This window comes from Acidovorax sp. BL-A-41-H1, assembly GCF_051942715.1.
This window is the reverse complement of record NZ_JBPVJQ010000003.1, coordinates 336,868-356,483: the sequence shown is the minus strand read 5'-3', so window position 1 is coordinate 356,483 and position 19,616 is coordinate 336,868. Positions and strand designations below refer to the sequence as shown.

Below are 19,616 nucleotides of genomic sequence, written 5' to 3'. Positions count from 1 at the left end.
TTTTATTGCCGGTTTCGCGCCCAATAAGAGAAAGCATTTCTTCAAATCGCCGTGAAACAGAATCTGGATCCCATCGACCGCCAGCTGCTCCATTTGCTGCAACAGAACGCCGAGACGCCGCTGGCCGAACTGGCCGATGCGGTGAACCTGTCGAACACGCCGTGCTGGCGGCGCATCCAGTGGCTGCGCGAAAAGGGCTACATCACACGGCATGTGGCCCTGGTAGACCCGAACAAGGTGAATGTGGGGGTGACGGTGTTCGTGGCCGTGAAAACCAACCAGCACCACCAGCAGTGGTTCGAGACCCTGCGCGACGTGGTGATGGGCATCCCCGAAATCGTGGAGTTCTACCGCATGAGCGGCGATGTCGACTACCTGCTGCGGGTCGTGGTGCCCGACATCCGCGCGTACGACGCGGTGTACAAGCGGCTCACGGCAGCGGTGGCGCTGTCGGACGTGAGTTCGAGCTTTGCGATGGAAGAGATCAAGTTCACCACCGCACTGCCGCTGAGCTACGCACAGTAGCCAGCGGCGCAAAAGGCCCGGTGGCGCCCGCCAGCGGCGGCGGGCGCAGGCCCCGCACGGGCAAAGGCGCTGCGGCGCGTTTGCGCCGAGGCAGCCCGGGATCTATCAGTACTTGCCCATGTAGTCGCGCTTGCCCAGCTCCACGCCGTTGTGGCGGGCAATGGCGTACGTCGCGTTCACATGAAAGAAGAACTGAGGCAGCCCGTAGTGCAGCAGGTAGTGCTCGCCCACAAACTGCTTTTCGCGCGGCGTGCCGGGCTGGATCGTGATCTGGCGCGTGGCGGCGTCGGCAAAGGCCTCTGCGGGCAGGCCCTCGATAAAGGCCAGCACGGTGTCGATGCGTTCGGTCAGGTCGGCAAAACCGGGGCGATCGGTATCGGGGAACGAAGGCACTTCCACACCGGCCAGCCGGGCGGCCACGCCCTTGGCAAAGTCGCAGGCGATCAGCACCTGCCGGGCCAGGGGGAACATGTCGGGGAACAGGCGGGCCTGCAGCAGCGCGTCGGGCTCGATCTTGCGGGCGGTGACGTGCGCCTCGGTCTTGGCGAGCACGTCGTTGAGGGAGCCCAGCATCTGGCGGAACACGGGAATGCTGGCGTTGTAGGTGGCAGAGGTCATGGAAGGTGGTTCCTGGAGAAAGAGTGGCGATGCCCACGCGGAGCGCGGGCAGCATCGGCGCTGGGCGATTGCAACACAACGCCGCCAACCGCGCAGGGCGTGGTGTGACCTGCCTTCAGGCCGCCGATGGCACCGGCCGCGATGCCCGTGACGCCACGCCCACGCCCACCAGCGCAGCCGACACCACGCTCAGCGCCAGCGTGAAGGCCGAGCCGTAGAAGATGCCTGCGGTCATGCCCTTGTCGAGCATGGCGCCGAACACCGGGGCGGCCAGGCAAAAGCCCAGGTCCAGGCCCGAATACACGGTGCCGTACACGCGGCCCGTGGCGCCGGGCGGGGCTGCGCGCTTGATGAGCATGTCGCGCGAGGGGCCGGCCAGCCCGGTGCCCAGGCCCGCCAGCGACGCCACCACCAGTGCGGCCACGCCGGGCAGCACGCCTGAGGCCACCACCACCAGCAGCGCGGCCGAGCCCAGCAGGCACACCGAGATGATCTTCTCCAGCCGCTGCACGCGCCCCACCAGGAAGCCGCCCACCAGCATGCCCAAAGCGCCGCACAGCATGTAGCCGGTGACGACCATGGCCGTGAGGCTCAGGGGCAATCCGTACATGGTCTGCAGGGCCGGGCTGGCAAAGCTCTGGATCGCGCTCAGCGCGCAGGTGCTCCAGAAGAAGAACGAAAAGCACAGCCACACCGACGGCAGCTTCAGGAAAGCCATGGGGTGCTCGGGCGTTGCGGTAGCCGCACCACCCTTGGCCTGGTGCGCCCAGGCGCCCTGGCGGTCGTCCAGCGCATCGCGGTTCCAGACCATGACGGCCAGCACCGTGACGGCCAGGGCCGCACCGCACAGGCAGGCCATGCGCCACGAACCCGTGGCCGTGGCGATGCCCGCCATGAACACCGGCGCGGTGGCCCAGCCCAGGTTGCCGCTGATGCCATGCACCGAGAACCCGTGCCCCAGCCGCTGGGGCGACACGCGCTTGTTGAGGATGGTGAAGTCCACCGGGTGGAAGGGCGCATTGCCCAGCCCCGCCAGCGCCGCCGCCAGCAGCAGACCGGTGTAGCCCTGCGCCGTGCCTGCCGCCACGCCTGCCGCGGTAAAGCACGACAGCGCAAAGAACATCACCGGCCGTGCACCCACGCGGTCCACCAGAAAGCCCGACAGGGCCTGGCCCACGCCCGAGATCACGAAGAACACCGACACCAGCAGGCCCAGTTCGGAATACGAAAAGCCGAACTCGCCGATGAGCCACGGAAACAGCGGCGGCAGCAGCATGTGAAAAAAGTGCGAGCTGCCGTGGGCCAGGCCGATGAGGCCAATGGTGCGCGCGTCCTGCCGCAGGGGGACAGCGCCGGCGCTGCTGGGGTGAGAAGCATTCATGCGCCTGATCTTAGGCAGCCACGCCCCGGCAGGTTTACGATAGACAGCCAAACTTTGTCGCAAACATGCCAACCCCCGCACCCCAGCACTTTGCACCCGATGTAATGCCACCCGCACGGCGCGAGCGTGCCTACGTGGGCTCGCTCACGCCCGAGCTGTTTGTGCCCACCGCCGCGCGGCCCGTACGGGCCAAGCTGCGCATGCTGGCCGCCGACACGCAGGTGATGCCGCACAGCCACCCGTGGGCGCAGGTGGCCATATCGACGACGGGCGTCATCCGCCTCACGGTGAGCAACGGCACCTTCATCGTGCCGCCGTCGCGCGCGCTGTGGATACCGCCCGGCGTGGAACACGCGGTGACCATGGTGGAAGACGCCGATCTGCGCACGCTGTACTTCCACCAGCCGCCCGGCCGGTGTGGGCCGCAGGCACTGGGCACGGCAACGGGCCACGAGGACAAGGCCGGCACGGCAACGGGCCACGATGGTAGGGCCAGCACGGCAACGGGCCACGATGGCAAGGCCAGCGCGGCTACCGGCCACGACGGGGCGGGCAGCGACGCCTGGCGCCAGTGCAGGGTGCTGGAGGTGTCGGACCTGCTGCGTGCCCTGGTGCGCGAGATGCCCACCGAGCCCGATGGCGACACCCCGCCCGCCGCGGCCGCACTGCTGCGCGAGCAGCACCTGAGTGCGCTGGTGCGCGACGAGCTGGCCCGCGCCGCCGCCGTGAAGCTGGGCGTGGACCTGCCCCACGACAAGCGCCTGCGCCACCTGTGCGAATCCGTGCTGGCCGACCCCACCCGCCACGACACGCTGGCCGCCTGGGCGCACGACACGGGCGCCAGCCCGCGCACCGTGGCGCGGCTGTTCCGCTCCGAGCTGGGCAGCACCTTCACGCAGTGGCGCCAGCAGGTCATCCTGGCCAAGGCGGTGTCGCTGGCGGCAGGCCGCATGCCCATGGGCCAGATTGCGGCCGAGCTGGGCTACAGCCCGAGTGCCTTCAGCGCCATGGTGCGCAAGTCGGTGGGGCAGCCGCCCGGGCGGTTTCTGGGGCAACAGGAGTCCAACGCATCCGCAAGTGGCCGACCTGCAGAGGCTTCACTCCAAAGGATCCATGTCATCCAGCGTTGAGCAACTTATCGACCTGCGCAAGGAACTGGTCACCAGCAATCCAGTTGCCTTTTAGCTTCTTGCCGACGCCAGCTTCTGCAAGGTCACACTTGTATGCCTTGGAGCGCAGCTGTTCAAGGGTCATGAGGGGGAGCACTGCGCGCCAGTTCTTCAGTCCGACAACCCAAGTCCCCTCCTCCGTGCGACACCGCTTCACAAGGGCATCAAAATCGAGCACATCCCGGTAGTTCCTTGCCCCAGGGGCTAGGGGCGCATCACCATTGCGCAACCGGCGAGTGAGCGCGTCCAGTGATATGAGACTGTTTCTGACAGCGGGCCATTGTTCGGCATAGACATGCGCCTCCAAGGACTTTGGCAGGTCCGAGAACGACAGCCATGCCCAACCTTCCTCGCTGGTTGGCCATTCGAGAGGCTTGCTTACCTGCGGGGCGAGATAGATGACCCTCGCACGCTTGCACTGGCCAAGCGCCTCACGCAGCCCATCTCCGTCAGCGGCCCCAAATCCTTGCGCCAACAAATTTCGAACGTTCTGGTACTTGCCACGCTCCTGGGAGGCAGCTCCGATCGCGTCCAGATCGTCCAATAGGAATGCAGCAGAGCCTTCGCGAGCGATCTTGCTCTGGAGCTCCCGATAGATGGCGGCCTGCTCTGGGCGAAAGGTGGTGTCCGTCGTCTTGAGTTCCACCAACAACAGTTCTTTCGTAGCGAGATTGAGCATCAGCCAATCAATGTTGGTGGACTGGTTGCTACCTGCTTTTTGGATAGGAAATTCAGGGCACAGCATCACGATGTCATCGTCTGGCGAGGTTGCAAGCGCATCTGCCAGAAAGAACCCGATGATCGGGCCGATAGAGCGCTCTACCTGCACCTTGGGAATCATCGTGCCCTGCATTAGATGCTGCATGAGTGCCGTAAAGAACGGGGTACCGCTTGCAGGCTCGGAAGGCTCTTGGGATTGCTTTGACATAGTTTTTTCTCGTTGGGTGTTGTCTGCGGGGGAGATGCCAGACGGTTTTGTGAAAATTTTTTCCAGATCTCCACCATTGCCCGTGTGTCCAGTGCGCAATAGGCCAACAGTTCATCGCAAATCAGGGCCTTGCGCGGCGGTGATGTGGCCGGTGCGATGGCTTCAAGGTACGCCTGTCATCGCGATGCCGCCATCCCGTACATCCGTGAGCGCGTCGTACCCCAAGTGGGTCGCGATGGTGGGCAACACTTTCTTGATGCTCCAGCTCCCTTGCTGGCGCGGGTTGTCGTACCTATGCGCCCCGACACGTGGTGTCGCAACGCGGCGTATGCGGAGAAGAATGTAACTTTTTTCTACTCCTCTCACGTCGTCTGAGGCGGTAAAGATGCAAGCGCCATGGTGCGCAAGTCGGTGGGGCAGCCGCCCGGGCGGTTTCTGGGGCAGCAGCAGCCAGTACCTTCGCACTGACCCGCGCTCTGACATGCGCCCCGCCCGGGCTTGCCCGTACCATGGGCGCCAGCATGACCCCCCTTCGCTCCCTCCTGGCCGGCGCCCTGCTCTGCGCCACCGCCGTGCATGCCAGCGCCGCGCCGCTGGACGTGACGCCCGACACGCTCATCGAGCGCGCCAACCTACTGCGCGATGCGCGCGAGCGGCCGTGGGACCCGGCCACGGGCCGGCTGGGGAACCTGCGGCATGTCCACATCATTGCCAACGGCTGCACCGTGCGCGTGGTCTCTGGCGCTGAAAACCGGCTCTTCCTGGGGCGGGGCCCGGCCTTCAGCGTCACGGAGGACACCCCGATGGCAGACCGCAACGGCAAAAACCGGCCGCCACCACGCGACGTGACGATCGCACCCGGGCCTGCCGTGTCGGCCATTCCGCGCCTGCCGACCGACGCGGACGGCCCCTGCTTCACGCTGCAACTGGCCACGGCGCACGACATGCTCCTGCGTGGCGACCGGCTGACGGTGCTGTTTGATCGCGTGGAGCTTCCGGCGCTGCGCATGTACGTCAACCCCAGCCACAGCGTGAAGCTGTGGTTCCATGACGTACGCATGGGCATGCTGAGCCTGGCCGTCAACGCAGCCGCAAGTGCCGGAGGCACGGGCCAGGTGGAGTGGCTGCAACTGGAAAGCACGCAGCGCACCAGCGCACTGCTGTTTCACGACATGGACGCGCGCCATGCCCGCGTGAGCGCCCTCACCACCGGTGCGCGGTTTTCCGTTCGCATCGGCAAAGACAGCGATGCGGGCTACTACCAGCCCGCCCGCGCACCCGGCCCGATTGCGCTTGAGTACCCCATCTGGATCGACGGCCCGGTGGAGGCGCTGAAAGTGCCTGCGGGCCGCGTGAACCCCATGCCCCTGACCAGCGCACTGCGCGACGAAACCCGGGCGCTGCGGCAGGCGGTGATGGACAGCGCCGGCCCGGCGCCCGTGCTGCCGTCGCCCGACACGGCGGCGCCCCCGCCGTCGATGCGGGCCGTGGGCGGCGAGCCCGTGTCGGCACGCCAGCGCGTGGCCGACGTGCTGCAGCCCCTGCTGCGGCCTGGCATGACGGTAGGCAAGGTGGACCTGTGGAACGGCGGCGGTGCGCTGGAAGGCCGCGCGCCGGACGAGGTGGCTGTGCGCGAATTTGCGCGGGACCTCAAGCAGTCGGGCGAGGTGCGCAGTGCGCAGGTGGCCCGCATCCAGCGCAACGAATCCGGGGTGGCGGAGTACCGCGTGATGGTGAACTTCCTGTGCGCCGCGCCGGGCGAGCGCAGCGTGTGCCTGCCGGCCGCTGGCAGCAGCTACACGCAACAGCAGATCGAGGCCGCGCTGCGGCCCGTGCTGGCGCCTGAAGTGCAGGTAGCGCAGATCGAGCTGACCAGCGATGCCACGCGGGTGCTGGTGAAAGGCCGCGCCAGCGAAGCCGATGCTCGGGCCGCCCTGGAGCGCGTGCGCACGCAGCTCCCCTGGCTGGAGGGCTCCAGCTCCAGCATGGGCAAGGACGAATTCAGTGCGCGGTTTCGCATGGCGTGCACGGTGCCGCCCCGCAGCCAGGGCATCTGCACCACGGAAGGCGGCGGGCGCTGAGCACGGCGTGGCGCCAGCGCCGCCAGTGCCCACACCTGCTCAAGCCTGCCACCCCTGCCCGCAGCGCTCCCAGAGGGCCAGATTTGCATCAAAACAGCCGCAAGCCCATACATTTATTGCCCTTATAGCTATAAATAAAATAGCAACATGGCAGGCATGCGACTGCAGCCCCGGCCAGATGCCGCTAAGGTGGCGTGCTGCACGACACTAGCCGCCGCCATGACGCCCCCAGCCCCCCACCGCACCCTCCACAGCTACCAGCCCCGCCAGGGCCACGGCCTGCCGCACGACCCGTTCAACGCCATCGTGGGCCCCCGCCCCATCGGCTGGATCTCCACGCAAAGCGCAGCGGGCGCCACCAACCTGGCGCCCTACAGCTTCTTCAACGCCTTCAACTACGTGCCGCCCATCGTGGGCTTTGCCAGCATTGGCTACAAGGACACGGTGCGCAACGTGCAGGAAACCGGCGAGTTCGTGTGGAACTTGGCCACGCGCGACCTGGCCGAGGTGATGAACCAGAGCTGCGCCGCTGTGCCGCCCGAGGTGAGCGAGTTCAACCTGACAGGCCTTACGCCGCTGGCCTCCACCCTGGTCGCGCCGCCGCGCGTGGCCGAGAGCCCCGTCACGTTCGAGTGCCGCAGCACGCAGGTGCTGCAGCTGCAAGGCGCCGATGGCGCGGCGGTGGACACCTGGCTGGTGCTGGGCGAGGTGGTGGCGGTGCACATCGACACGGCGCTGCTCAGGGACGGCGTGTACGACACGGCGAATGCGGGCCACATCCTGCGCGGCGGCGGGCCGGCGGATTACTTCACGGTAGGGCCGGAGCAGCTGTTCAGGATGTACCGGCCGCGCTGAGCGCCCGGGCCGCGCTGGCCGCGCCACGCCCTAGGTCAAGCCGCTGCCGGTACGCCAGGCGCCGCCCGGGATTCCAGCAACAGGGACAGAGGCTCGGGGCGATGCAGCAGGTAGCCCTGCGCGTAGTCCACGCCCATCTCCTGGAGCCGCGCCAGCACATCGGGGCGGTCCACAAACTCGGCCACCGTGCGCACGCCCACTACCTGGGCCACGTCCACGAAGCAACGCACAGCCACATCATCGAGCGGGTCCGTCATCAGGTCGCGAATGAACTGCCCATCGATCTTCAGGTAGTCCACGGGCAGGTTCTTGAGGTAGCCAAACGATGAGGCGCCCGCCCCGAAGTCATCCAGCGCCACGCGCACGCCCGCCCCGCGCGCCTGCTGGATGAACGCCACGGCATCCGCCAGGTTGGTCACCGCCGCCGTTTCGGTGATCTCCAGGCACAGCTTGGCGCAAATCACGGGGCCGGCCGCACGCAGCTTCTCGCCCGCCCAGGCATGGAAGGCCCGGTCACCCACCGACTGGCCCGACAGATTGACGCTCAGGGTCTGCAGCGCGCCAATGGAGGGCTGCGCACCCACCCAATGGATCACATGCTCCAGAACCCACCGGTCGATGCGGGAGGCCAGGTGAAAACGCTCAGCCGCCGGCAGGAAGGCGCCTGGCAACACCAGGGCACCATCCTCGCCGCGCATGCGCAAGAGCACCTCGGCATGCAGCCCGGCCAAGCCGGTGCGCTGCGCCACGATGCGCTGGGCAAACAGGACAAAGGCGTCCGTGTCCAGTGCTTGTTCGATGCGCGACGTCCACTGCACTTCAAACTGCCGCGCACTGACCGCCGCATCCGTGTCAAACCACACATGCACGCGGTTGCGGCCACCATCCTTGGCAGCGTAGCAGGCCGTGTCTGCCGCCTGCTGCAATGCGGCGGTGCTGCTCCAGCGGGCGTCCAGGGGCACCATGCCGATGCTGACCCCGATGCGAAAGCGCTTGTCCTCATGCACGAAACGGAACTGGTCCATGCGGTCACAGATCTTCTGCGCCACCCGTTGCGCCTGCTCCGGGTCGCAGTCCTCCAGCAGAATGCCGAACTCATCGCCACCGAGGCGGGCCAGCGTGTCCCGCGAGCGCACGGCATCCGCCAGCAGGCGGCTGACCTGCTTGAGCAGGTGATCACCCACAGAGTGGCCGCAGCTGTCATTGACCAGCTTGAACTGGTCGAGATCCATGAACAGCAGGCCGTGCGTGGAGGCGTCGCGCCGCGCACGGGCCCACAGCGCCTGCAGCCGGCTCTCGAACTCGCTGCGGTTCACCAGGCCGGTCAGGGGGTCGTGGGTCGCGCGGTAGGTCATCTCGCCTGACAGGCGCCGCTGCTCGGTGACGTCGTGGAAGACGAGCACCGCGCCCAGCACTGTGCCCTCGTCGTTGCGAATGGGGGCCGCGGTGTCCTCGATACCGAACTCGCCACCACCGCGCGACACCAGCAAGGCCTGATGGCCCGGGCTCACGGTTTCACGGCGTTCCAGGCAGGCCACTACCGGGCTGTCCATGCGCTGGCGTGTCATCTCGTCGACGATACGGAAAACCTCGTCCAGGGGCCGGCCCAGCGCCTCGCTGGCGGGCCACCCGGTCATGCGCTCAGCCGCGGGGTTCAGCCACATCACGGTTTCCCGGGCATCGGTGGTGATGACCGCATCGCCGATCGACTGGAGGGTCACGCGCAGCAGTTCGTGCTGCCCCTCCAGCTCGCGCGCCATGCGACGGCGCTCGGTCACGTCCTGGAAGGCACCCACCAGCCGCTCCAACTGGAGGCTTGGCCCGCGCTCGACCATGCCCACCGCACGGACGCTGTGGACCTGTCCATCCGGACGGGGCATGTCCAGCTCCAGGTCAAACGCATCACCGGCTTGCAACGCGCAGGCCAGAGCCTGCTCCATGCGCTGGCGCGAGTCGCTCGTGTACAGCGACATCCATTCCTCGCGCCGTGGCTGGTAGCCCGAAGGCTGGCCGTGCACGTGGCAGGCGCCCTCTGACCAGAGCAGCTGGTCGGTACGCGGGTCCAGCTCCCAGCCGCCCACGCCCGCCAGCGCGCCCGTGCGCTGCAAAAAGGCCTGCGAGGTCCGCAGCGCCCCCTCCACTGCCTTGAGCCGGGTGATGTCGCTGATCTGCACGAAAAACCCGTTCACCTGGCTTGCGACCACATCGGGGACGTAATACACCAGCGTATGGGCCTTGCCGCCACCGGGCAGTGACACGGTGCGCTCGAATTCCTGGGGCTCTCCTTTCAGCACTGCGTCAATGTGCACGAGGGATTGCTCCAGGATCTCGGCAGAAAGCACACGCTGCAGGGGCTGGCCCAGCACGGCCTCGGACTCCAGCCCGAGGGCATCCAGGTAATGCCTGTTGGCAAACTGGCACAGGCGCTGGGCATCCCAGTAAGCAACCTGCCCCGGAATGGTGTCGGCAATGTTGCGGATGAAGCGCTGGCTCTGGGCTAAGGCCGTCGCAGAGGCTTCGGCCTGGCCGCGGGCCTGCACCAGGGCGGCCTCGAAATGGTGGCGCTCCTGCGCGACGAAAAGCACCCAGAAACACGCGGGTGCGCCGTCCCACGCACCGGGCTGGGCATTGACCATGACCGGGACACGTCCGCCGCGCGCATCGATGACATGCAGATGGATCTCGCTGACCCGGCCATCACGCAGCAGCGTGGGCCACACGTGGGTCTGCAGAAAAATCCGGCTCGCAGGCGGGAACAAGGCGTTCATGGGCTGGCCCGTATCTTCGCCGTCCTTGCGCCCCACCAGCTCCCGCAGGGGCGCGTTCAACGCGAGCACCGTCCCGAACATGTCCGTGACCAGGACCGGACAGGGCAACTGGTTCATGAATTGCATGGACAGCACCGGATCTTGGGCAACGCCGGGGCAGATGCTGTGCGCCGCAGAGCTGGCTAGCCCTGGACCACCCCGGAGGCCGACGGCCCTGCGAGATACCGCTGCATGGCATCGATCACCAGGGCCGGGTCGCTCATGTGGGCACAGTGACCTGACACATCCAGTATCTCAAGGACGCTGTGGGACAGATGTTCGGCAAGGTACTTGCCGACTGCCAGCGGTGCCAGGGCGTCATCACGATGCTGCAGGATCAGGCTGGGACGGGTCACTCGCGCGAGATCCGCACGGTTGTCGGCAAAAAACGTGGCGCGGGCGAATACCTTGGCCACCAGCGGATCGGTGGAACAGAAACTGTTGGACAGCTCTCCGGTCACCCCTGCGCCGGAAGCACCCGTCACAACCGGAGCCAGGTAGTTGGCCCAGCCCATGTAGTTCTGGTCCATGAGCGCCAGCAGGCCCTCCAGATCTTCGCGCTCGAACCCGCCCAGGTAGTCCGGCGGGTGGTTCAGGAAACACGGCGAAGGCCCCAGCAGCACGAGGCGGTCAAAAAGTTCTGGCCGGGCAATGGAGGCCAGCAGCCCGATGCTGGCGCTGACCGAGTGACCCACGAACGTCACACCACGGGTCAGACCCAGCGCATCGCAGACATCCAGCAGATCCTGGGCATAGCCATCGAGCCGGGAGTACCGCACGGGATCGAAAGCCGAAAGCTCGGATTGCCCGCTGCCCACGTAGTCAAAGAGGACCTGGCGGTGGGTCGCTGCGAAAGCAGGCGTAACCCGGTCCCACATGTTCTGGTTGCACCCGAAGCCGTGTGCATACAGCAGCACCGGGCCATCGCTGCCCTGCACTGTGACGTTGTTCCGCTGAATGATGTTTTCAGACAAGGCAGTCCCCTCCAGCCGTTTTGATCGTTTTCGCCGATGGTATCTGTTTGTGACGCTGGCGGGGAGTTCGTTGGCTGGAGGAGACGGACATTGCGGCCGGCGTCGCGCCATGGTGCCAAAGCCCCGGCGACTCAACGCTCCATTGGCGCGCAGATCCCTGCGTGCGGAGCCCGCGCCCACTGCTCCAGCCACGCCCAGGCCAGCTGCACACCATCCATCGCATCCTGTCCGGGCAGCGCCGGGCGCTGCAGACCATGGTCTGCGCCCTCGATGCGCCGCGCACACCAGGCAGCGGGCGCATGCCCTGCCCCGCGCTGCTGCGATGGCTGTACCTGACTTGCAAACTGCCCATACGCCGCCGCGGGCACGAGCGCGTCGTCGCTGCCCCACACCTGGAGGACCGGCCAGGGGCTATCCAGCAACGGCCGGGCCACAGGCCAGTGCCACAGGTCGCGCCAGTAACCGAGGCTGCGGCCCTGCACCACGGTGCTGTCGGGCAAACTGCCCCCGACCTTCGCGCCCAGGGCCTCCCAGTCGGCAGCTGCGCCCAGGCGCTGCGCCTGCAATGCACCGGCATCCCGCGGGTCGAGCCCGCTGGCCGCGAGCAGCACCAGCCCGGCCAGGCGGGGCACGTGCGGCGCAAGACCCGGCAGCAGCTCAGCCCCTTCCGAGATGCCTACCAGCACCTGGGGCAGCGGCGCGGAGCCCCGCTGCTGCTGCGCCAGCGCATCCGCCTGCAGGGCAGCTCGGGCGTGGGCCAGCCAGGTGGAATGGCGATCTTGCTGCACAAAGCTGCGCGCACAGTCGCCGGGGGCCGTGCGGGCGAAGGGGTCCACCCCGGGCTTGTGCAGCACCAGCACCGGCGCGTGCAGCAGTCCGGCAAAGTATCGCTCGGCCAGCGGACCCATGCCCGCACAACCGGAGCCTGGCACCACGATCACGCGAAAGCGCGCGGGCACCGTGCGTTCAGGCCGGGCAAGCACCGCCAACGTGGCACCGGCTTCGCCCGGCAGGTGCTCCACGCGCCACGCGCCCAACGCCGCGGGCGGTTCGCTGGCCAGGGGCGGCGGGGTCACAGGGCACTGCGCAGTCGTACCGCAACCTGCGACGAACATCAGCGCGCCCAGAAAAAAGGCCAGCACGGGGCTGGCCTTGCGGCAGGGCGCGGCGCTGGCGCCAGCGGGAATGCGGCGCATGGTGCCGCCGCCTGCCGGAGTCATCCTCACTTGAGGATGATGACCTGCTCGGGCTGCTGCGGCTGTGGCACCGGCATGGGCTGGCCGCCCTGCTGGTACACCACGGGCGGGCGCACGCCGCGGGCCAGGTTGGCGTCGGTGTAGCCCAGTTGCATGGCGAGCTGCTGGTACACGTCCTGCGCCAGCGACAGCGAGGTCTCGCGCATCACCTTGGCGCGGTTGGGCGGGGCGACGTCGCCGCGCACCGACAGGATCTTGGTGTCGTTGCCCGCGCCCTGTGCCGAAAACGCGGCCTTGATCTCGTACGTCTTGGTGTTGATGAGCGAGAAGTCGGCCAGCAGCTGCAGGCCGTATTGGCGCGTGGCGCTGCTGGTGCCCTGCAGCGGCGAGAGCGCATCGGTGAAGTCGATGGTGGAGACCACGCCAAACAGCACGTAGTCGGCGCCGTTGAACTCGCCCTTCTTGATGCGGCTGATCACGTCGGCCACCTGGGGCTGCGCCTGGGGCGTGGCCATCTTGCCGCCCTGCACCTGGTTGAGCACCTGCTCGGCCTTGGACGGCTGGGGCTTGCCCGCGTCAAAGCCCTTGCCCTGCACCAGGCGGAAGTAGGTGCCCTGCAGGATGGCGCCCTTGATGTCGTTGGTGTAGCCACCCAGCTCGCGCTGCTCGATGTAGCTGTAGCGCCCGGCCACAAACGTGCCGCTGGCCTGCTCGGACGCCTGCATGGACTGCTGGCCCGAGTACGAGCCGCCGCCGCCATACATGCCATGGCTGTGGCTGCCGCCCTGGCTGCCCTGAGCGCTCATCTGGCTGCTGCGCTGGTAGGTGCCCGCCATGAAGTACTCGGACACGCGCTGGGCGTAGGCCAGGTCGGTCACGGCGATCTTGGGCGCCGCGCCCGACTGCTGGGCGTGCGCCGTAGCGCCCCAGGCCAGCGTGGTGGCCGCGATCACGGCCAGGGCCGTGTGCAATGTGGTTCTGCGTTGCATGTGATGCTCCTTGTGAGCTAACGGGAATTCATGAATCAATCGACCGACGCAGGTACTGCCCATCAACGTCGATACTGGCGCACCCAAAGCGCGGGACGCCGAGCAAGGGCCGCCCCGCAGCGAGGGCGTCGTCCCCCTTCCCGCGCGCAGCGCGAGAGAAAGGGGGAAGCGGCGCAGCCGCTCAGGGGGTTATCTCTTACTCGTTTTTCTAATTTCCTTTTCGTCCTGCCACTCGATCGTGCCTTCCTGCACATCAAACAGCTTGAGCGTGAACTTGTAGTACACGTCCTTGGTCGTGTTGTTCTGCTTGACGATGCTGGTCAGCTCGCCTTCCATGCTGTATTTGGCCGCCGTCATCTGGCCGACCTTGGCGGTGGTGCCCTGCTTGTACAGGCCGCTCTGGTTCTGGCGCTGCAGTTCGTCCACACCGGCCTGCATTTCGTTGATGGAGCGCACAAAGCGCACCTTGCCCGACTTGACCAGCGAGGTCTGGATGGAGTTCATCACGTTGGTGGTGTCGATGTACTCGCTGGTCTTGTTCTTGACGGTGGAGATCGTCACCGTGGGGCGGCCCTGGAAGATGCCGGTTTCGAGCAAACCGCCGGTCATCTTTTCGGCAATCATCTGCAGGTCCGTCGAGCCGAATTCGTTGGTCACCAGCTCCACAGCCTTGGCGTCGCCGTAGTTGACCTGGCGGTCAAAGCGCACGGTGGGCGAAGACAGGTTCTGGCAGGCCGACAGGGCCAGGGTGCTGGCTGCGAAAGCCAGGATGAGCGCAGTGCGCTGGATGGGATGGTGGTTCATGGTGTTGGTTTCCTACGGTCTTATCGAAAGCGCTTCGTGGAGCCTACTGCGCTGAAAACTGGCGCGCTCCCGACGCGGGCCGCTGCGCAAGGGCCGCCAAGCCGGATGTGCGGCGCTTCGCTGGCGTGCGCTGGCTGCGTCCCCCTCCCACGCGCAGCGTGAGAGAGGGGGACGGCGCGAAGCGACTCAGAGGGTGCTTCATCTCAACGGGGCTCGACATTCATCTCAAGGCGCAGGTCGACTGCGGCGCTGGTCGGGGCCACGCTCTTGACGGTCTGCTGGCCCAGGCCGAGCACGCTCATCTGCTTCCACGACTCGCCATCGCCGACCTGGTTGCCCACGTTGTCCAGCCACTTGAAGCGGTAGAACACCGTGCGGTCGGTGCGGCCCATGTTGGCCATGTCGGCCTGCACGGTCAGGATGTCGTTCTTGCGCACGATGCGCATCTCGCGCACGGCAATGCTGTTGGCTTCGCCGCGCAGTGCGATCTTGCCGGCCACGGCCAGCGGCGTGGCGGGGTCGTGCATCTGCGCGTGGGCTGCGCTGGTCGCCAGCGCCAGCGCAAGGGCTGCGCACGCCAGGGCAGGCGCAGCAGCAGCGGCAAGGGCAAATCGGTTCTTCATGCCAGAGGCTCCTTCCATTTCATTCGACATCGGGTCTGCAGCCGCACGTCACTTCTTGACGGCTGGCGCGGGGGCGGGGGCGGCAGAGGTAGGCTTGACAGCCGACTGCGGCACGGTACGCGACCGGTTGGTGCTGGTCGTACGCACCGGCGCGGCAGGCGCCGGGGCCGCAGCGGGCGCAGGTTCGGCCACCGCCACGGCGGGCAGCTGGCCCAGCATGGCCACATCGCCGGTCAGCACGCTGTTTTCGTACATGCGCAGGGGCACCAGGGCGTACTGCCCGTCGATCTTGATGGGCGCGGGCAGCTGGCGGCCGTTGATGGTCACGGTGTGCTCGCCCGGGGGCAGGTAGCCGCGGGCCACGTACACGCGGCCTGGCAGCATGCGCCACATGCGGTCGTCGGCCTGCTCGGTCGCCACAGAGGCGGCCGCGCCGATGATGCCGCCGATCAGGCCGCCACGCTTTTGAAGCTCGTTTTGCAGCACGCCCTTGGCCACGGCGCGGGTAAAGCCGCGCAGCACCATGCCGGGCATTTCGTCCTTGAGGGCGCGGCGCGCCATCACGTTCACGTCCACCACTTTTTCCAGCTTGAGGTCGGTACCGGCGGCGGAAATCGTGGTCAGCAACGGGTCGCGCGAGGGCTCAATCACGGGGTAGGAGATGCTGGCCGTGACCATCCCGCGACCCGTCGGCACCGGGATGGTGAAGGCCTTGGGCTTGCGCGCCGGGGCGTCGCCCGCCTCCACGATGAACAGCACGTCGGTCATGCGCTGGCGGCGCTTCCAGGTGAAGCTGGTGCGGTTGTCCAGGCCGCGCAGGCCTTCTTCGAGCACACCGGTTTCGGGCTTCAGTTCAATCGCCTTGCGGTAGCCGGGCGCAGCCAGGCCGGGCTCGTTGAGCATCTCGTACAAAAAGCCGGCCAGGTAGTGCGACAGCGCGTTCTGGTAGCCGTTCTTGAGGGCCAGCACCTCGGGGTCGTTGAGCGTCTCGACCGGGTAGCCGTTGAGTTCCTTGCCGCCCGATGTGGCGCCCTTGGACTTGGCTTCCTCTTCGGCCGCCAGCGTTTCCTTGGAGCGGAACTCGGCAATGATGGCCTCACGCTCGTGGGTGCGCTTGATGTCGACGCGGGCGTTTTCAAAGTCGCCCACGGCCATGCGGTTGAGCGCCAGGCGCGTGGTCACCCACACCTTCTCGTAATCCTGGCCCTCATAGACCTTCAGGCGCTCGCTGATCAGCGCTGCACCCATGGTGCCCATCAGCTTGGACGGATTGGTCTTGGCGGTCTCTTCCCATTCCTTGACGCGGTTGTCGGCCAGCAGGAAGGCGTTGGTGCTGTCGGGGTAGCGGCGGTCCATGCGCAGCAGCTCGCCGCGTTCCATGTTGTAGAGCAGCGCCGTCTTTTCTTCTTCGGTCTTGGCCGTAGCCTCCAGGCTGGCCAGCGCGGCAGGGATGCCGCCGCTGCGGCCGGCCGTCTGCATGTCGGTGGCCAGCTTGTCGTGGCTCTGCATGGTGGCGCAGCCGGTGAGCGCAGCGCTCAGCGCCAGCACCCACAACAGGCGTGGGCGGAATCGGGAAAGGGGTGGGGTCATGGTTGCTCCTTGCAGGTCGTTTGTGTGTGCACCAGAAAACCGAGGCCTGTCCGCTTTCCGCAACGCCGCAGGCGCCCACGGCCCCGATCACGGGAACGGCGGGCAGCAGATCAGCAAGCGTGGAATGGGAAGACCGGATGAGGTGGATGCTGGCGGCACGTGCGCCCCCTCCTGGCGCTGTTACGTGTGGGCTCGCTATCCCCTCTGGCTGTGAGTTTTTTGGTTCTTGTGTATGCGTTTGTAGCCAGCCACGCAATGTAGCAAAAGCCGGTGATATTCCTGTAACGCTGTGTTCGCGCGCGCCATGCGGCAACCCGCGTCCAGCCAGCCCGAGGGGCCGCGTGGTCCATGCCTGGCGATGCCCGCATTTCAGGCTCCAGGTGCAGCCGCACCGGGCATGCGGTACAGCCACACCACCCGCCCGCTGGCAGGACGCAGCTGGGCACAGGGCAGCACGCCAGGCACCGCAAATTCGAGGCTGACCAGCCAGGTGCCGGGCGCCATCTCGGCCTGCGCCTTGGCGGCGGCGCGCGCCATGCTTTCGGGGCGCTGGAACAGATAGACCAGCTGGTAGCCGCTCCAGTCGGCCGCCCACATGTCGCCCCGGCGCACGCGGGCCCAGGGGCAGCGCAGGGCACACAGCAGGCGCAGCGGCCAGCTCCACTCCAGGCCCTCCAGCTGCGCGGCCGGATAGGCATGCCGCAGCGCCATCAGGCCATCGCCCAGACCGCTACCGGCATCCAGCACGCGCGCACCGGGCGCCAACGGTGCCTGCGCAGCCAGTGCATGCAGCGCGCGGTGCGGCGTGGGAAACAGCGGCGCGTCGCGCCACGCATTGAGCGGATAGACCAGCAGCAACAGCGCCAGCGGTAACAGCCAGGCCCAGGTGGGCAGGCTGGCCGCGCCCAGCAATGCCAGCGACAGCGGAAACCCCGCCGCAATCAGCCCGCGGCGCCACCAGCTGCCACCCAGCACGCTGGCTACCGTGCCGACCAGGCAGGCCAGCAGCAGCGCCGCCACGGGTGGAAAACCCGGGATGCGCTGCAGCGCCACGAACACAAGCCACGCGCACGCCCACGCCGCCAGTGCAGGCAGGGGCCAGGAGATGCGCGTCAGGGCCATTGCGGATCAACCGCCCTGCCCGCGGTGCAGGCACCCCGTTGCGGGGCCGTCCATACCGCAGCACCCGGGGAGCCCGGCGGACACGGAAACGTAGATCACATCAGCCGGGAGATCAGCCTGGAAAAACGAACGCGGCGGGTTCATGGGGTTCCTGTGGAAGATCGCTGCACCGAACAATGAGGCACCGCCCTGCCATGGCGCAACGGACCCGATACCGCTTGGCCGGGCGGGCAGCGAGCCTGCGCATCGCAGTGCGACACCCCGTATTTTGCCCCTTCGAGTTACGGATGGAAACATTTTGTGCATGCGGGACAGGCGCCACATGTCAGCGCGGGCCCCTCGCAGCCGTGCCACCGGGGACCAGGCCACTGCGCCGGCACAAGAATGATCGGCTGCAACGTGCGACAAAACGGGCCCGCACGGCGCCTTGATGCCCCGGGGCACGCTGCGGAGTGCGCGCGCTGGCACCCCACAGCCGCAATCAGCGGCGCAGGCGGTCGATCAGCCCGTTGAGCGCTTCGAGCGAGCCGAACTGGATCGCCAGTTCGCCCATGTCTTCCACGCGGCCGTGGCGCTTGACGCGCTTTTTCACCCGCACTTCGACCTCGGCCATGAGCAGGTCGGATAACTCCTCTTCCACGCGCTTGAGGTCGCGCGACTTTTCCTTCTGGGGCTTTTGCGGCACCAGGCTGAACTCGGCCCCGATCTTCTTGACCAGCGCCTCGGCCTCGCGCACCGACAGCTTTTTGGCCGCGATCTGGTTGCCCGCCGTGATCTGCGCGGCGCGGTCGAGCGAGAGCAGTGCGCGCGCGTGCCCCATGTCGATATCGCCAGCCATCAGCATGGTCTGCACCGGCTCGGCCAGATTCAGCAGGCGCAGCAGGTTGCTGGCCGCGCTGCGCGAGCGCCCCACGGCCTGCGCGGCCAGCTCGTGCGTGAGCCCAAACTCGCGCACCAGGCGCTGCAGGCCCTGGGCTTCTTCCAGCGGGTTCAGGTCTTCGCGCTGGATGTTCTCAATGAGCGCCATGGCCGCAGCGGCCTCGTTGGGCACATCGCGCACCAGCACCGGCACCTCAGCCAGCCCCGCCAGGCGCGATGCACGAAAGCGCCGCTCGCCCGCGATGATTTCGTACTTGCCCGCGTTCTCGCCCTCGGTCAGGCGCCGCACCAGGATGGGTTGCATGATCCCCTGGGCCTTGATGGACTCAGCCAGCTCGTACAGCGCGCCTTCGTCCATGCGGGTGCGCGGCTGGTACACACCCGGCACCAGCTCGCTCAGCGGCAGGCTGCTGGGCAGCCCCGCCTCGGCGGCCTGGGCCTGCTCCACTTTGTCTTCGACCTTGGGGCCGAGCAATGCTTCGAGGCCGCGGCCGAGGCCCTTGGGTTTTTTGGTGACCATGTTCTCGTTCTTCAGTCTTGGAAAAGGGTTTCGAGCAGGGCGTGGCCCGCGGGCCAGTCGCCCAGTCCCGACTCGGCATTGATGTGGCCGCGATCGCCGTAGTCCACAAATCGCGCCCCCCACGCCTGCGACAGCCCTTCAGCGCGGTCGAAGCTGCAATACGGGTCGTTGCGACTGCCCACCAGCACCGCCGGGAACGGCAGCCGCTGGCGCGCAATCGGCGCCCAGCCGTGGATCTGCGCGGCGATATCGGGCCGCTCCACATCGCCCGGCGCCACCAGCAGCGCACCGCGCACCTTGGCGGCGTGGCGGGTGTGCGTGGCCCACCAAGCGGTCAGGATGCAGCCCAGGCTGTGGGCCGCCAGCACCACCGGACCGTCGGCGTCGGCCACGGTTTCTTCCAGGCGGGCCGACCAGTCGCCGCGCAGCGGACGCATCCAGTCGTGCTGCTCCACGCGGTGGTAGCCATGCTGCGCCTCCCACAGGCTTTGCCAGTGGCCGGGGCCGGAGTTCTGCCAGCCGGGCAGCAGCAGGATGCGGGGGGATGCAGCCATG

The 19,616-nt window shown here is 67.3% G+C and carries 17 protein-coding genes; 4 read left to right on the top strand and 13 right to left on the bottom strand.

Going from position 1 to position 19,616, the window contains the following annotated elements:
- The first annotated feature begins 63 nt into the window (after positions 1 to 63).
- Positions 64 to 525, top strand: a complete 462-nt coding sequence (locus ACTPOI_RS02730) for an Lrp/AsnC family transcriptional regulator (protein WP_440108249.1) — start codon at positions 64 to 66, stop codon at positions 523 to 525.
- A gap of 105 nt (positions 526 to 630) precedes the next feature.
- Here ACTPOI_RS02730 and ACTPOI_RS02725 read toward each other — a convergent pair whose 3' ends face one another.
- Positions 631 to 1,143, bottom strand: a complete 513-nt coding sequence (locus ACTPOI_RS02725; RefSeq protein WP_440106161.1) for a DUF1993 domain-containing protein — start codon at positions 1,141 to 1,143, stop codon at positions 631 to 633.
- Between the two features lie 115 nt (positions 1,144 to 1,258).
- The gene (locus ACTPOI_RS02720; protein WP_440106159.1) at positions 1,259 to 2,524 is read right to left on the bottom strand and encodes an MFS transporter; all 1,266 of its coding nucleotides are present in this window, start codon (positions 2,522 to 2,524) and stop codon (positions 1,259 to 1,261) included.
- Between the two features lie 65 nt (positions 2,525 to 2,589).
- Between ACTPOI_RS02720 and ACTPOI_RS02715 the strand changes: the two genes are divergently transcribed.
- Complete coding sequence (locus tag ACTPOI_RS02715) at positions 2,590 to 3,654, top strand: AraC family transcriptional regulator (RefSeq protein ID WP_440106157.1); 1,065 nt, start codon at positions 2,590 to 2,592, stop codon at positions 3,652 to 3,654.
- Here ACTPOI_RS02715 and ACTPOI_RS02710 read toward each other — a convergent pair.
- A complete protein-coding gene (locus tag ACTPOI_RS02710; protein ID WP_440106155.1) occupies positions 3,641 to 4,621 on the bottom strand; it encodes a hypothetical protein in 981 nt (326 codons plus the stop codon). The two genes, ACTPOI_RS02715 and ACTPOI_RS02710, sit on opposite strands and share 14 nt — an antisense overlap.
- A 521-nt stretch (positions 4,622 to 5,142) precedes the next feature.
- On the opposite strand from ACTPOI_RS02710, the gene ACTPOI_RS02705 reads away from it, so the two are divergent.
- Both ACTPOI_RS02705 and ACTPOI_RS02700 read left to right on the top strand, forming a co-directional pair.
- The gene (locus ACTPOI_RS02705; protein ID WP_440106153.1) at positions 5,143 to 6,702 is read left to right on the top strand and encodes a hypothetical protein; all 1,560 of its coding nucleotides are present in this window, start codon (positions 5,143 to 5,145) and stop codon (positions 6,700 to 6,702) included.
- Positions 6,703 to 6,921: 219 nt separating this feature from the next.
- Entirely contained in the window at positions 6,922 to 7,557 is a 636-nt protein-coding gene (locus ACTPOI_RS02700) for a flavin reductase family protein (protein WP_440106151.1), read from the top strand.
- 35 nt (positions 7,558 to 7,592) lie between these two features.
- On the opposite strand, the gene ACTPOI_RS02695 is transcribed toward ACTPOI_RS02700, so the two are convergent.
- The 10 genes from ACTPOI_RS02695 to ACTPOI_RS02650 all read right to left on the bottom strand — a co-directional run bounded on the left by ACTPOI_RS02695 (position 7,593) and on the right by ACTPOI_RS02650 (position 19,615).
- Positions 7,593 to 10,451 carry an EAL domain-containing protein gene (locus ACTPOI_RS02695; RefSeq protein ID WP_440106149.1) on the bottom strand — a complete coding sequence of 953 codons (2,859 nt, stop codon included), beginning with the start codon at positions 10,449 to 10,451 and terminating at the stop codon, positions 7,593 to 7,595.
- A 56-nt stretch (positions 10,452 to 10,507) separates the two neighbouring features.
- Positions 10,508 to 11,338 (bottom strand): alpha/beta fold hydrolase, encoded by an 831-nt coding sequence (locus tag ACTPOI_RS02690; protein ID WP_440106147.1) that lies wholly within the window; start codon positions 11,336 to 11,338, stop codon positions 10,508 to 10,510.
- A 131-nt stretch (positions 11,339 to 11,469) separates the two neighbouring features.
- Positions 11,470 to 12,534 carry an alpha/beta hydrolase gene (locus ACTPOI_RS02685; protein ID WP_440106145.1) on the bottom strand — a complete coding sequence of 355 codons (1,065 nt, stop codon included), beginning with the start codon at positions 12,532 to 12,534 and terminating at the stop codon, positions 11,470 to 11,472.
- A gap of 26 nt (positions 12,535 to 12,560) precedes the next feature.
- Positions 12,561 to 13,523, bottom strand: a complete 963-nt coding sequence (locus ACTPOI_RS02680; protein WP_440106143.1) for a hypothetical protein — start codon at positions 13,521 to 13,523, stop codon at positions 12,561 to 12,563.
- Between the two features lie 189 nt (positions 13,524 to 13,712).
- The gene (gene lpoB, locus ACTPOI_RS02675; RefSeq protein WP_440106140.1) at positions 13,713 to 14,327 is read right to left on the bottom strand and encodes a penicillin-binding protein activator LpoB; all 615 of its coding nucleotides are present in this window, start codon (positions 14,325 to 14,327) and stop codon (positions 13,713 to 13,715) included.
- 203 nt (positions 14,328 to 14,530) lie between these two features.
- Positions 14,531 to 14,950 carry a YcfL family protein gene (locus tag ACTPOI_RS02670; protein ID WP_440106138.1) on the bottom strand — a complete coding sequence of 140 codons (420 nt, stop codon included), beginning with the start codon at positions 14,948 to 14,950 and terminating at the stop codon, positions 14,531 to 14,533.
- Positions 14,951 to 14,998: 48 nt separating this feature from the next.
- A complete protein-coding gene (locus ACTPOI_RS02665) occupies positions 14,999 to 16,540 on the bottom strand; it encodes a COG3014 family protein (protein ID WP_440106136.1) in 1,542 nt (513 codons plus the stop codon).
- Positions 16,541 to 16,909: 369 nt separating this feature from the next.
- On the bottom strand, positions 16,910 to 17,662 hold the full coding sequence (locus tag ACTPOI_RS02660; RefSeq protein ID WP_440106134.1) for a class I SAM-dependent methyltransferase: 753 nt from the start codon (positions 17,660 to 17,662) through the stop codon (positions 16,910 to 16,912).
- Positions 17,663 to 18,143: 481 nt separating this feature from the next.
- The gene (locus ACTPOI_RS02655) at positions 18,144 to 19,061 is read right to left on the bottom strand and encodes a ParB/RepB/Spo0J family partition protein (RefSeq protein WP_440106132.1); all 918 of its coding nucleotides are present in this window, start codon (positions 19,059 to 19,061) and stop codon (positions 18,144 to 18,146) included.
- Positions 19,062 to 19,072: 11 nt separating this feature from the next.
- A complete protein-coding gene (locus ACTPOI_RS02650; RefSeq protein ID WP_440106130.1) occupies positions 19,073 to 19,615 on the bottom strand; it encodes an RBBP9/YdeN family alpha/beta hydrolase in 543 nt (180 codons plus the stop codon).
- Position 19,616: the final 1 nt, after the last annotated feature.